The sequence below is a fragment of the Chryseobacterium sp. 14P4.3.2 genome (assembly GCF_057799275.1).
Genome location: NZ_JBYOKO010000013.1, coordinates 43,664 through 57,023 on the forward strand (window position 1 = coordinate 43,664; position 13,360 = coordinate 57,023).

Sequence of the window (13,360 nt, forward strand, 5' to 3'; positions counted from 1 at the left end):
AAAAATTTAATTCATTTTTTCTGACCACTGTAAGACTTCCGGAAGCTGCATGTCTGAAAATTCGATGTGAATCACTCTTCTCTTCCTACCATTAGTTGTTCTGTTTGAACCATGAAGGGTAAGAGGTTTCATAATCATGATTCCGCCTTTCTCTACGTTACAGATTTCTTCCGTTTCTACTGTCCAGTCAATGGTTTCCGGTCTGTAAATTCCTTTGGCATGGGATTTTGGTACTACTTTTAATGCCCCGTTGTTTTCATCCGTATCATCCAGATGGATTCTGATGGTATAAATGTTTTCCAAAATCTTCAACGGAGGCTGCACAGCAAACTGATTCTGCTTCGTTGTCCACGGACCGAAATTTGGCAAATCTATCTTTTTATCCACAGAAATAGTCAGATCCTGATGATATGCTACGTACCAGTTGGAGGTTTCGGGCTTATCAAAATAAATACTTTTTACGACGAAATATTTATCTCCGAAGATTTCCTTAATCACTATTTTAATATTGTCGTTAAAAACAAGATCTTTAATTTCCGGAACTTCTTTTAAAAACTGTCTTATCGCAAAAAGGTCTTCAGATTTCCTGAAATTCTCTTTTGAAGTATCTATATTCCTTAAAACTTGTTCTATTGCTTCAATTTCTGTCTGTAAGAACACATTATTTATAACAGTAAAGCCATATTCAAAAATATGGCTTTTACAGGTTTCTAAGTTTTTTAAACTCATTGACTAATATTTAGATTTTGTCCAATGGCTCTGTTAATTGCCCTTCCCATTTCGAAACAGCAGAAGTTGCTAATGTATTTCCTAATACGTTTGTCATACTTCTTCCCATATCACAGAAATGGTCAATTGGTAAGATTAAAGCGATCCCTTCCGGCGGAATTCCAAACATAGAGCATGTTGCCACAATAATAACCAGTGAAGCTCTCGGAACTCCTGCAATTCCTTTTGAAGTAAGCATCAGCACCAAAAGCATGGTGATCTGCTGTCCAAGAGTCATTTCGATACCATAGATCTGAGCAATAAATATTGAAGCAAAGGTCATATACATCATGCTTCCATCCAGATTGAAAGAATACCCCAGCGGTAAGATAAAAGATACTACCCTGCTGTTGCATCCGAATTTTTCAAGTTCTTCCACCAATTTTGGAAATACCGCTTCCGAACTCGTAGTAGAGAAAGCGATCAATAATGGTTCTTTAATTCTTTTTAAAAGATCAAAAAGACGATTTCCTAAAATTAAATACCCTACTAATAAAAGTACAAGCCACAGTACTCCTATTGCAAAAAAGAAGTCCCTTAAATAAATTGCATATACTTTAAAGATTTCAAAACCATTAGTCGAAACTACTGCTGCAATGGCTCCCAATACTCCTAATGGAGCAAACCACATGATATACCCTACCATTTTAAGAATAGCATGGGCAATAATATCAAAAAGTTTCACTACAGGTTTAGAATAGTCTTCCCCTAAATTAGCCAGTGCAACTCCAAACATTACGGCAAATATAACGATCTGCAACACTTCATTGGTAGCAAATGCCTCAAATAAACTTTTAGGAATCATGTGTTTTACAAAGTCTTCCATAGAAAAGCTCTTACTGCTTTTAAGAAGCTCGTCCGCAGATGCAACATCCTGAATTGGCAGTTTCGTTACATGCCCAGGCTCCAGCCAGTTAACAAGTATCAATCCTATGAAAAGAGAAATCAAAGAAGCGGAAATAAACCAAAGCATTGCTTTTGTTCCTACTCTTCCGATCATTTTGATATCACTCATTTTGGCAATTCCTACTACCAAAGTTGTAAAAACCAGGGGAGCAATAATCATCTGTACCAATCTGATAAAAACAGTTCCCAAAAGTTTTATATTCTTGGAAAAAGGTTCTGCACTTTCCGGATACTTCACATGTACTATCCCTCCAATTCCTACTCCAAGGGTAAGTGCAATGATAATTGCTATAAAAAGTTTATTCTGTCCTTTCATATATATAGTTCAATTTGCGCAAATATAATGGTTTTTCAATTGGCAGAAGATTTTCTTCAATGCCTGTTAATTTTACATTAAGTTTTTAATCCTTAAAAATTAAAACTCTGGTTTAGAAAATATTGCAAAAAAATTAAGAAACATTTATTGAATTTTTATTCTTTTGGTACAAATTTTATTGTTACATTTGATAGTATAACAACATTAAATAAATATACAATATGAAAAAAACTATCGCAATGGCTGCATTAGCTGTAGCTGTATCCTTCGGGGCAGTTTCTTGTAAAAAGAAAATTTCTGATGCCGATCTTCAGACTCAGGCTACAACTGTAGTAACTTCAAATCCCGGTGCTTCTGTAGAAGTAAAAGATGGTGTAGCTCACTTAAGCGGAACTTTCGCTGACGCTCAGTCTAAAGATGCAATGGTTACAAAATTAAAAGCCATTAACGGAATAAAAGAAGTAATGGATATGAGTACTGTAGCTGCAGCTCCGGCTCCGGCTGTTGAGACTACATCTGCTGTAGATCCTGCTGTTCAGAAAAAAGTTCAGGATGCGGTAAAAGATTTCCCTTCTGTAAAAGTAGAAATTGTAAACGGACAGCTTACTCTTACAGGAAATGTTTCCAGCCTACAGGCTAGAAAGATCAAAGAATCTGTAGATGCTTTGAAAATCGGAAAATATAACAACAACCTAATTGTAAAATAATTTAAAATGGGCGAATTACAAGATAAATATTCAAGCGTAGTTTCAGCAGCACAATCAGCTGGAATTTCAAACCTTCAGGTTCAGGAGCAGGACGGTATTCTTTATGTTTCCGGTAATGCTTCCAATACAGCAGCAAAAGACGCAGTATGGAATGCTTTAGGAGCTATTGATTCTACCTATTCTTCTTCAGATATTAATATTGACGTACAGGTTGCAGGTCTTGCTTCCGGAGCTTCATTAACTGTTGCAACGGAAGATTCTAATCTGAATATCAGACAGGAGCCTTCTACTGAAGCTGCAGTGGTAGGTAAAGCTGCCAAAGGTTCTTCTGTAACTTTAATTGAACAAACTTCTGATGACTGGTGGAAAGTAAAAACTACTGACGGCCAGGAAGGCTATGCTTATTCAAGATATTTGAAGGCATAATTTCATAAAAAATAATTTTCACTAAATATTTTTAAGAAACATCTCTATATGGAGATGTTTTTTCTATTTTTACCGCTTTGAAAAGCCAAATGAAGAGATTCTTGTTTTTGATGTTGCTGGTATGTGGTATGCTGATAGTGCCTGCACAAAAACTTTATATTAACGGAAAAGTTTCTGACTCTGGGAAAAAGCCGGTAGAAAATATTACCGTCTATTTGATTAAGGCAAAAGATTCATCTATCGTCAATTATACAGCAACTAACAACGAAGGGAAATTTTCATTGAAAATAGACAATCAGGAAGAGCCCTCCATTCTGAAAATTGATAACGAAAAGCTGTCTTATTCTAAGAGATTTGAAAAAATTGATCAACCCTTATCTTTGGATGATATAATTCTTGAACAAAAAAAAATAATCAATATTGATGAGGTAAAGATCACTATTTCTCCTGTAAAAATAAAAAATGATACAGTAGAATTCAGCGCGTCTGCACTTAAAGTGCGCCCTGACAGCAATATTCTGGAACTGCTGAAACAGGTTCCCGGAGTTGAAGTCAGCAATGATGATAAAATCACGGTCAACGGCAAGAATGTTGACCAGATTATGGTCAATGGAAAACCTTTTTTCGATAAAGACGGAAAAATGGCTCTTCAAAATCTTCCGGCAGACATTATTAAAAATATTCAGGTTACCACTACCAAAACAAAACAGGAAGAATTCAGCAAAAAAACTCCTAAGTCTCAAAATGCCACTATCAATTTTAATATTGATGAAAAGAAAAACAAAGGCCTGATTACAAGAGCAATCGTTGGCTATGGTTCAGATAAACGATATGAGGGAAGCGGAATGGTAAGTTATTTTAAAGGAAATACGAAAGTAAGCCTGATGCTTTCGTCCAATAATATCAATTCAAGAAGTGTTTCCGGTGATAATGTTTTTGATAATATGGGAAGTATCAGAGGTGGCGGAACACAAAGCAGTGGCGGCGGGATTCTGAGATCTTCAACCATTGGGCTTAATTACAATGACAAACTTTCAGAAGATGCAGATCTGGACAACCTCAGCTTAAAATACTCCGTGTCTAACAGAGAAACGGCATCAAAAGTATCCAGAACAACTCTTCTTCCTGATAATATTCTAAAAACAAATTCTGAAAACAGTAATAAAAATGAGTCCAGGCAATATAGTTTTGATAATTCTACCAGAATAAAACTAGATCCTGAAACCAATATTTATATATCCCCCTCTTTTTCAAGATCAGAAGGCTTCAGCTCAGGAAGATCAAAATCTTCAACATCAAAAAATGACCAGCTTCTGAATGAAAGCCAGTCTTCCAATACTACAGACAGCGAAAATAATACTTTCAGTCCCAACATCAATTTTTCTAAAAATCTGAAGAAAAAAGGACGTGTAATCTCTGCAAGGGTCAACACTTCAATTTCCGAATCCAAGACCAATACTATTAACCTCTCCCAAAATACATTTTACGGAGAATCCGGAATTACAACAGATAACAGAAACCAGCTGCAAAAAAACAGAAGCCAGGGTAATGACTATAGCTTCAATGCAGGATACACAGAACCGATCTCCGATTCTGCAACCATAAGTATGGAAATGAACTACACTTCAAAATTATCCAGGGATTTCAGGGACTTTAATGATTTCGATAATACTACGGGACAATATTCCAAATACAATATTCTTTTGTCAAACAGTATGGAACAAAGAATCAATCAGTTCTCCCCTGAGCTTTCTTTTTATCTTACAAAAAAGAAAATAAGTACGTGGGCCACTGTGAATCTTGATATTTCGGACATGAAGGTGAATTCTGTCTTTAAAGGCCAGCAATATGAGCTTAAGAAAAACTTTGCTCTTCCAAGATACATGGTAAATGTTCAATATGTTCTTTCTGAACGCCAAAGATTAATAGTGTCAAACTCTTCAGGATTCACTGTTCCAAGTGCTGAAAAATTAATTCCTTATAAGGATGAATCGGATCCTCTGGCCACCTATACCGGAAATCCGGATCTGAAAAATTCATGGATGTCCACTAGCATGATCTCTTTTAACAGCTATAATATTGTTTCCGGTATCAATTACTATATCAATGCAGGTTTTATTTACAGAAACAATGATGTCATTAATTATACCCGATATGATGATACCGGGAAGCAAATTGTCACTTATGATAATATCAGCGGAAATAAAAGCTTTAATATAAGTTCAAGTTTAAACAAAACGTTTAAATGGCAGGATAAAAAACTCATCATAAGCCCAAGGTTTCTTATGAGCTACATGTACAATAACAGCTCCATCAACGGTCAGCTGATCAAAAGCAATTCATACAGCATCAGTCCTTCCTTAAACTTTAATTTTGATATCAAAGACAAGCTCAGTATAAAACCATCATACAGCCTGAATTATAATTTTTCCAAATATTCTAATTCTGATATCAACAGCGTAAATACAACCAGCCAGTCATTAAAACTGGAACTAACGAATTATCTTTTCCAAAGCAGATTTGTTTTTGGTAATGACTTTGAATACAATACCAATTCCAATATTGCACCGGGCTTTAAAAAAGATTTTTACTTCTGGAACACCAGTCTTGGATATGCATTCTATAAGAAACAGTTTACAGCAAAAATCAAAATTTACGACGTATTAAATCAAAACCAAAGTGTCAGAAGAACAATTACAGACACCTATTTTGAGGACCGCGAAGACCTTATTCTGAAAAGATACATTATGTTTTCTATCAGTATGAAACTGAATACATTCAAAGGTAAAAAATAATAAACACCATACTTTTATATATTTTTTAATGATCAGCCGGACATTTCCGGCTGTTTTTTATTTCTGATTTCTGTTTTTATCATCAAACATTTTAATACACTTAAGGTACAGGAATTATAATTAACTTTTTTTCTATTCTATTTTTCACAAATTGTACAAATGGATGTATAACAATTCCCGTTTTTCACAAGGGGCATTTGACGGAATGATTTAACAAAAGTCAAACCCCAAAACCTTTTTAAAGAAGATTCATCGCTGAAAGTCTTTTTATTTTTAAATTAGCAACAAATTTTTTTTATGAAAATCCATATTTCAGTTTTACTTATTCTTTTTTTCATTCTTGGAAAAGCTCAGACAACGGAACAAAAAGACAATTTCGTTAAAGACAATTTCACCAAGAAAGAATTTTATGTTCCGATGCGCGATGGTGTGAAGCTTTTCACAGCCGTATATATCCCGAAAGATATTTCCAATAAGAATAAATATCCTTTCCTGATGCAGAGAACCTGCTACAGTATTGCTCCGTACGGAGAAAATGAATACAAAGCAAAAGTAGGCCCTAACACGTATCTTATGAAGGACAAATATATTTTTGTCTACCAGGATGTACGTGGCAGATATATGAGTGAAGGGACTTTTACCAATATGACACCACAGGTGGAACACAAAACGAAAAAAGATGTTGACGAAAGTACAGATACCTATGACACTATTGAATGGCTTTTGAAAAATGTTAAGGACAACAACGGTAAGGTAGGACAGTTTGGGACCTCTTATCCTGGTTTCTATACTGCTGTAGGAACATTGTCGCAGCATCCCGCTTTGGTAGCCTCTTCTCCTCAGGCTCCTATTTCTGATTTCTGGAATGATGATTTCCTTCACAACGGAAGATTTATGCTGGGATATTTCAGAACATTTCCGGTTTTTGGAGTTCAGAAAGTAAAACCAGAAACAAAAGCATGGTATATGGATTCTTTCATTAAACAAACCTCTGAAGATGGATTAAAATTCTACAGAGAACTTGGTACTCTAAAGGATGCTTATGAAAAGTATTATAAAAATAACTTCTTCATGACGGAGATTATGGATCATACCAACTATGATGAATTCTGGCAAAAAAGAAGCCTACTTCCTCACCTGAAGAATATCAACCATGCGGTAATGACTGTAGGAGGATGGTTTGATGCAGAAGACCTTTCCGGCCCTTTGAATATTTATAAAACGATTGAAAAAACAAGCCCAAAAGCTAAAAATACAATCGTAATGGGGCCATTTTCCCATGGCGGCTGGTCACAGGAACAGGGAAAACATTTCCACAGTGAAACTTATTTTGGAGACAGCATTGCTACCTATTATCAGAAAAATGTTGAAACAAAATTCTTCAACCATTACCTGAAGGGCAATACCAAAGAAGATGCAGGACTTCCGGAAGCTCTAATGTATGATACCGGAGCAAAAGAATGGAAAGAATTTGCTTCTTATCCCCCTAAAAATGCACAGAAAGTAAACTTCTATCTGTCTGATAAAACTTTGAAAAAAACTTCAGGAAATGGATATTCTGAATATTACAGTGATCCTGACAACCCTGTTTTAAGTTCAGATCATTTAAAAGACTTTAATGGCTTTACTCCCAAAAATTATATGTCGGAAGATCAGAGATTTGCAGTAGGAAGACCTGATGTTCTGACTTTCACTACTGATGTTTTGACTGAAGACATGGCTTTTGCCGGAGAAATCATGGCTAAACTGAATATTGCCTCTTCTTCTACAGATGCTGACTTTGCAGTAAAACTGATTGACGTTTATCCTGAAGATTTTAAACCTGCAGAAAAGAAAGATGGTGTGATCTACGGAAACTACCATCAGATGGTAAGAAGTGAAATCATGCCTGCAAGATTCCGAAATTCGAGAGAAAAGGGAGAAGCTCTGGTTACCAATCAGAAAACGGCTGTTAACTTCAGACTTCAGGATGTAGTTCATACTTTCAAAAAAGGACACAAAATCCAGATTCAGATCAGCAGTACATGGTTCCCGCTTTTCGCCATCAATCCGCAGAAATTCATGGATAATCCAAATTTTGCAACGAAAGAGGATTACACCAAAGCGTTTATCAAAGTATATGATGACAGCTCTATTGAAGCTGAAGTTTTAAAATAAATTGAAAAAGCTGTTCGTTTGAACAGCTTTTTTTGTTTTTGAGAACTTGAAGTTTATTTTTAGATTTTGTCTAAAGTCAAATGAATTTGTTGTTTTTGTTCAAGTGGGCTAAATCCCACTCCTATTGATCCGGAAGCAATACACTTAATCTTCAATCGTTCTGAATGTCAGATTTACTCTGGGAGTTTTCACTTTTGTAGTGGGTGGAAGCCTGTGAAGCCAATTGTCCTGAGTGGTTCCTTTCATAATTAATAAACTTCCGTTTTCCAGGAATATTTCTACCTTTTCTTTGGTGGTTTTATGCTTGAATAAAAATTTTCTTTCCGCTCCAAAAGTAAGAGAAGCAATTGCACCATGCTTTTTTAAATCTGTCTCACCATCGCTGTGATACGCCATGCCTTCGCTTCCGTCATGGTATAAATTGAGCAGACATGAATTATAGGTTTCTCCGGAAACTTCCTCACACTTCTTCTTCAATTCTAATAATTCCGGAGTCCATAATTTGGCATATTTTGTTCTTTTTGAATAGGTATATTCAAAAGGTTTATCTCCAAACCAGGCTACTTTTCGTTTAGTTAAAATGAGCTTTCCAAATATTACCGCTTCATCATTCTCCCACGGTATTTGATTGAATAAATAGTCATAGTACAGATCAGACTTTTCTTTAGAAAAAACTTTTCCGTAATAATGAACGGTTCCGTCATGTGGGATAACATTAAGTGGATAATCTGATATTTCTTCAAAGAGACTCAACATAATTATTTAATTTGAAAAATGTATTTATGATTTTGAGGTTAAGCAGATTGGTGATCTTTTACAACCGTTACATTTTGGTAATGATTTATAAATTACCATAATATTTTCCACAATAGCACGGTAATTTTCATCAAGAGAAATAGACTTTAACGTGTTTAATAAAGGATAAGAAAGTCAATCAGCTTTAGCCAAAACCTGTTTCCACAAAAGTTTAAACATTTAATTTAAGTAAGAAACCTGATGTATACGAAGACCACTTAAGTTTTGCAAATCTTTGATTTTCATCGTGTTAACTTTATACAAATTAAACTCAGTCTTAACCTTTTTCTAAAAGCCTTTTGTAGTTTTTACGGTTAAAGTAAAGATTTGTTTATGTGTAAATCTGTGAACTCTCCCAGCCCATCATCAGTTGTTTTCTATCAATACCCCATCGATAACCACCAAGATGCCCTGTAGACTGAATCACGCGATGGCATGGAATAAGAAATGCGACCGGATTGCTTCCGATAGCTGTTCCCACTGCTCTTGATGCTTTTGGATTTCCAATTTTTTCAGCAAGACTTCCATAGGTAGATAGTTTTCCCATGGGAATAGTCAGTAGGCTTTCCCAGACTTTAAGCTGAAAATCTGTTCCTTTTAAATGAAGTTTTATGGTATTAAGTTTTGTCCAGTCTTTATCGAATATGGACAATGCATTCTTTTGAAGTGCATCCTGTTTTTCAAGAAAAGAAGCATTGGGGAACTTATGTTTCAGCTCCCCTAATGCTGTTTCTTTATCTTTTTCAAAAGCCATATAACAGATTCCTTTTTCTGTAGAAGCTACCAATAAAGTTCCAAAAGGACTTTCGGAAAAACTGAAATTGATAACAAGGCTTTTTCCACCGTTTTTATATTCCGCCGGAGACATTCCTTCTATCTTTACAAACAGATCATGAAGTCTGCTGGTACTGGATAATCCTGTCTCGTAAGCGGTATCAAATAAACTTGCTTTTTCTTCCTTCAATAAATTTTTAGCATGTTCAAGGCTGATGAACTGTAAAAATTTTTTCGGACTTGTTCCTGCCCAATCTGTGAAGATCTTCTGAAAATGGGCGGGACTTAAGTGAATATTTTCTGCCACTTCCTCCAAACTTGGCTGAAGCCTGAAATTGCGCTGGATATATTCTATCGCTTTGGCAATTCTATTATAATCTATCTGACTTTGTGTGGACATCTTATATTATTTTTACCTCACAAATTTCCGAAGAATATACGGCAGAAAAAATCCGATTCTTGCGGAATATTAGTTGTTGTTATAAATATCGTAATAAGCAAGCATTTTATAATACAGCTTAGCAGATAAGAAAGCTGAAGGTTTAGCCATTGGAGAATCCATTAATTCTACAATATCAAATGCTACCACATTACATTTTTCAAATACTTTTCTTAATAATTCCAATGTTGGATACCATTGTAGTCCACCTGGCTCCGGAGTTCCTGTAGAAGGAGCAATAGAAGGATCAAAAGCATCTAAATCTATCGTAATATATACGTTTCCTGATACTTTTTCCAATACATCATTAACCCAGTTCTCGTTGTTAGCGATTTCGTGAGCAAAGAATACTCTTCCTTCCGGTAAATATTCAACCTCTTCTACATCCATAGAGCGGATTCCCACCTGAACTAAATTATGCTTTTGGTTCGCTTCAAAAACTGCACAGGCGTGGTTAGAAGTAGAACCGTGAAAATCCGGACGTAAGTCTGTGTGAGCATCTAACTGAAGAACGGTAAGGTTTTCAAACTTCTCACCTACTGCACGGATAGAACCAATAGAAACAGAGTGTTCTCCACCAAAAAGAGTGAATAGTTTTCCGTCATTATTCAACAGCTCTTTTGTTTTCTGATAAACAGCTTCTGTCATTGCTTCTGGAGTAGAGTTTTCAGAAACTTCTCCTGCCATATACACTCCCTGAAGATAAGGCTCAGTTTGTGTTTCAATATCATAAAGCTCCATGTTTTCAGAAGCGTCTAAGAATAATTCCGGACCTTTATCAGCTCCTTTACCCCATGTTGAAGTTCCATCATAAGGAACAGTTACCAACATTACTTTCGAATTCTCTAACGATGCGTTTTCTTCGGGAATTCCTGCGTATGTTCTCATGCTTTATTTAAAAATTTTAATGTTTTACTATTGAAATATCGGTAACAAAGATACGAAGAAGTTAAGAGTTGAAAACGGAAAAATGAAAATTGAAAATTGAAAGGGCTAAGATACTCGATTTCAGAGGTGATATTTCAGGCTTCATTGTACTTTTCCGTATTATAAATTCAGGCTTTTCACTATGAAATCTCCATTTTCAATTTTCATCTTTCATCTTTCAATTCAAATAGCTATTTTTACGTAAAACTTTCAATATGTCTTTAAAAGCTGTTCTTTTCGATATGGACGGGGTGATTGTAGATACGGAACCTCTTCACAGAAAAGCTTATTTCAAAACGTTTGATGAATTGGAAATTACAGTTTCCGAAGATTTATATACCTCTTTCACAGGGGCTTCTACCAAGAGGGTTTGTGAAACTTTGATCAATCAATTTAATCTGGATTATACTCACGAAGCTATTTCCGGAATCAAAAGATCTCATTTCAAAGATTATTTTTATAATGATGATGAATTTGACTTAATTCCGGGGGTAAAAAAACTGATCGAGCATTATCATGAAAATAATATCAAACTTATATTGGCTTCTTCCGCAACAATGACCACTATTAATATGGTTTTTGAAAAATTCGGTCTTGAGAAATATTTCAGTGGAAAAATAAGTGGAGCGGATTTAAAAGAATCCAAACCTCATCCTGAAGTTTTTCTCTTAGCAGCCGAAATGGCAGGTGAACCAGTTGAAAACTGTATGGTTATAGAAGACTCTACGAATGGAATTTTAGCAGCTCACAGAGCTGAAATATTCTGTGCTGCCTACAGAAGTCCACATTCAAAAAATCAGGACTATACGTTAGCAGACACCGTAGTTTCTGATTATGATGATCTCGAACTTGATAAAATTTCAAATTATTTCTAAATAAAAAAGCTCTCAGTGATGAGAGCTTTCGTTTTGTATACGTTTTGACTAAAGTCAATTTATTATTTGTAACCTAAAATTTTCAAAATATCTTCAGGCTCCTGCTTTTCACGGAAAATTTCGTAGTGTAATTCACCATTTTCATCTTTCTGGATCAGGACATGTCTTGGCTGAGGCATCAGACAGTGATGAACTCCACCGTAACCTCCGATTGTTTCCTGATAAGCCCCTGTATGGAAAAATCCGATATACAAAGGTTTTGTATCACTGAAAACCGGCAGATAAATAGCATTGGTATGCTGCTCAGAGTTGTAATAATCATCTGAGTCACAAGTCAATCCTCCTAAAAAGACTCTTTCATAAGTATCTTCCCAACGGTTTAGCGGAAGCATGATGAAGTGCCTTGAAATTGCCCATGTATCAGGAAGTGTTGTCATGAAAGAAGAATCGATCATATTCCATTTTTCTCTGTCGTTCTGACGTTTCTGAGAAATAATTTTATAGAGGTTCGCTCCACTTTCTCCAACAGTAAAACTTCCGAATTCGGTATAGATGTTTGGTTCTTCTACTCCTTCTTCTTCACAGAATTTTTTGATCTGAGAAACAATCTCTTCTACCATATATTGGTAATCATAATCAAAATTCAAAGAAGTTTTGATTGGGAAACCTCCACCAATGTTCAGTGAATCTACTTCAGGAGCAATTTTCTTCAAACGTGCGTACACACGAAGACATTTGTACAACTCATTCCAGTAATAAGAAGTATCTTTAATCCCCGTATTGATGAAGAAGTGAAGCATTTTCAATCTTGCATTCGGGTGTTCAGCGATCTTCTGACTGTAGTAAGGGATAATATCTTTATATCCGATCCCTAATCTTGAGGTATAAAATTCAAACTTAGGTTCTTCTTCCGAAGCGATTCTTATTCCGATATTAAAGGTTGAATCTATACTTTCCGTAAGTTTATCCAGCTCGCGGTAGTTATCCAGAATCGGAGTAATATTTTCAAACCCATTATTGATCATATCTGAGATTTTCATCAGATAATCATCTGTTTTAAAACCATTACAGATTACCTCAATATTCTTATCTACCTTACCTTTCCCGTAAAGAGATTTTACAATATCCATGTCATAAGCAGAAGAAGTTTCTATTGAAATTTCGTTTTTCAAAGCTTCTTCCAATACAAAATTAAAATGACTGGATTTTGTACAGTAGCAGTAGGTATAATTCTTTTTATATCCGGTTTTTTCAAAAGCTTCTTTAAACCAGCTTTTGGCTTTCTGAATATTTTGAGAAATTCTCGGCAAATAGCTAATCTTTAGCGGAGTGCCAAATTGCTCAACAACGTCCATCAATGGAACATCGTGAAACAACAAATTGTTCTCAGAAACATTAAACTCCTCTGTAGGGAAATATAACGTCTGATCAATAAGTTCCGAGTACTTTATTTTCATTTCTAAACAAGTGAATTA

At 35.3% G+C, this 13,360-nt stretch carries 11 protein-coding genes; 5 read left to right on the top strand and 6 right to left on the bottom strand.

What is annotated here, in order from left to right:
• Window positions 1-6: 6 nt before the first annotated feature.
• Together AC27VX_RS17440 and AC27VX_RS17445 are read right to left on the bottom strand one after the other, a co-directional pair.
• On the bottom strand, window positions 7-729 hold the full coding sequence (locus AC27VX_RS17440) for a phytanoyl-CoA dioxygenase family protein (RefSeq protein WP_488696925.1): 723 nt from the start codon (window positions 727-729) through the stop codon (window positions 7-9).
• 10 nt (window positions 730-739) lie between these two features.
• Window positions 740-1,990 (bottom strand): dicarboxylate/amino acid:cation symporter, encoded by a 1,251-nt coding sequence (locus tag AC27VX_RS17445; RefSeq protein WP_236855690.1) that lies wholly within the window; start codon window positions 1,988-1,990, stop codon window positions 740-742.
• A 221-nt stretch (window positions 1,991-2,211) separates the two neighbouring features.
• Here AC27VX_RS17445 and AC27VX_RS17450 point away from each other — a divergent pair, with 221 nt between their 5' ends.
• From AC27VX_RS17450 to AC27VX_RS17465, 4 genes are all read left to right on the top strand, one after another.
• On the top strand, window positions 2,212-2,697 hold the full coding sequence (locus AC27VX_RS17450; RefSeq protein ID WP_236855691.1) for a BON domain-containing protein: 486 nt from the start codon (window positions 2,212-2,214) through the stop codon (window positions 2,695-2,697).
• 6 nt (window positions 2,698-2,703) lie between these two features.
• Entirely contained in the window at window positions 2,704-3,123 is a 420-nt protein-coding gene (locus tag AC27VX_RS17455; RefSeq protein WP_236855692.1) for an SH3 domain-containing protein, read from the top strand.
• An 89-nt stretch (window positions 3,124-3,212) separates the two neighbouring features.
• Entirely contained in the window at window positions 3,213-5,918 is a 2,706-nt protein-coding gene (locus AC27VX_RS17460) for an outer membrane beta-barrel protein (RefSeq protein ID WP_488696928.1), read from the top strand.
• 297 nt (window positions 5,919-6,215) lie between these two features.
• Window positions 6,216-8,075 (top strand): CocE/NonD family hydrolase, encoded by a 1,860-nt coding sequence (locus AC27VX_RS17465; protein ID WP_488696930.1) that lies wholly within the window; start codon window positions 6,216-6,218, stop codon window positions 8,073-8,075.
• A gap of 144 nt (window positions 8,076-8,219) precedes the next feature.
• Here the strand turns inward: AC27VX_RS17465 and AC27VX_RS17470 are convergent, their stop codons facing one another.
• The 3 genes from AC27VX_RS17470 to speB form a co-directional block, all read right to left on the bottom strand.
• Window positions 8,220-8,831: an alpha-ketoglutarate-dependent dioxygenase AlkB family protein gene (locus AC27VX_RS17470; RefSeq protein ID WP_488696932.1), complete on the bottom strand. Its 612-nt coding sequence runs from the start codon at window positions 8,829-8,831 to the stop codon at window positions 8,220-8,222.
• Window positions 8,832-9,201: 370 nt separating this feature from the next.
• On the bottom strand, window positions 9,202-10,044 hold the full coding sequence (locus AC27VX_RS17475) for a bifunctional helix-turn-helix domain-containing protein/methylated-DNA--[protein]-cysteine S-methyltransferase (protein ID WP_488696934.1): 843 nt from the start codon (window positions 10,042-10,044) through the stop codon (window positions 9,202-9,204).
• A gap of 69 nt (window positions 10,045-10,113) precedes the next feature.
• The gene (speB, locus tag AC27VX_RS17480) at window positions 10,114-10,971 is read right to left on the bottom strand and encodes an agmatinase (RefSeq protein WP_488696936.1); all 858 of its coding nucleotides are present in this window, start codon (window positions 10,969-10,971) and stop codon (window positions 10,114-10,116) included.
• 254 nt (window positions 10,972-11,225) lie between these two features.
• Between speB and AC27VX_RS17485 the strand changes: the two genes are divergently transcribed.
• The gene (locus AC27VX_RS17485; RefSeq protein WP_488696938.1) at window positions 11,226-11,885 is read left to right on the top strand and encodes an HAD family hydrolase; all 660 of its coding nucleotides are present in this window, start codon (window positions 11,226-11,228) and stop codon (window positions 11,883-11,885) included.
• A gap of 62 nt (window positions 11,886-11,947) precedes the next feature.
• Here AC27VX_RS17485 and AC27VX_RS17490 read toward each other — a convergent pair whose 3' ends face one another.
• On the bottom strand, window positions 11,948-13,342 hold the full coding sequence (locus tag AC27VX_RS17490; protein ID WP_236855697.1) for a type III PLP-dependent enzyme domain-containing protein: 1,395 nt from the start codon (window positions 13,340-13,342) through the stop codon (window positions 11,948-11,950).
• Between the last annotated feature and the right edge of the window lie 18 nt (window positions 13,343-13,360).

Bases quoted from the DNA above. Each gene is read 5' to 3' on its own strand.
- AC27VX_RS17485 (WP_488696938.1), top strand. From the start codon at position 11,226: ATGTCTTTAAAAGCTGTTCTTTTCGATATGGACGGGGTGATTGTAGAT.
- AC27VX_RS17490 (WP_236855697.1), bottom strand. From the start codon at position 13,342: ATGAAAATAAAGTACTCGGAACTTATTGATCAGACGTTATATTTCCCT.
- AC27VX_RS17445 (WP_236855690.1), bottom strand. From the start codon at position 1,990: ATGAAAGGACAGAATAAACTTTTTATAGCAATTATCATTGCACTTACC.
- AC27VX_RS17440 (WP_488696925.1), bottom strand. From the start codon at position 729: ATGAGTTTAAAAAACTTAGAAACCTGTAAAAGCCATATTTTTGAATAT.
- AC27VX_RS17460 (WP_488696928.1), top strand. From the start codon at position 3,213: ATGAAGAGATTCTTGTTTTTGATGTTGCTGGTATGTGGTATGCTGATA.
- AC27VX_RS17475 (WP_488696934.1), bottom strand. From the start codon at position 10,044: ATGTCCACACAAAGTCAGATAGATTATAATAGAATTGCCAAAGCGATA.
- AC27VX_RS17450 (WP_236855691.1), top strand. From the start codon at position 2,212: ATGAAAAAAACTATCGCAATGGCTGCATTAGCTGTAGCTGTATCCTTC.
- AC27VX_RS17455 (WP_236855692.1), top strand. From the start codon at position 2,704: ATGGGCGAATTACAAGATAAATATTCAAGCGTAGTTTCAGCAGCACAA.
- AC27VX_RS17465 (WP_488696930.1), top strand. From the start codon at position 6,216: ATGAAAATCCATATTTCAGTTTTACTTATTCTTTTTTTCATTCTTGGA.
- AC27VX_RS17470 (WP_488696932.1), bottom strand. From the start codon at position 8,831: ATGTTGAGTCTCTTTGAAGAAATATCAGATTATCCACTTAATGTTATC.
- speB (WP_488696936.1), bottom strand. From the start codon at position 10,971: ATGAGAACATACGCAGGAATTCCCGAAGAAAACGCATCGTTAGAGAAT.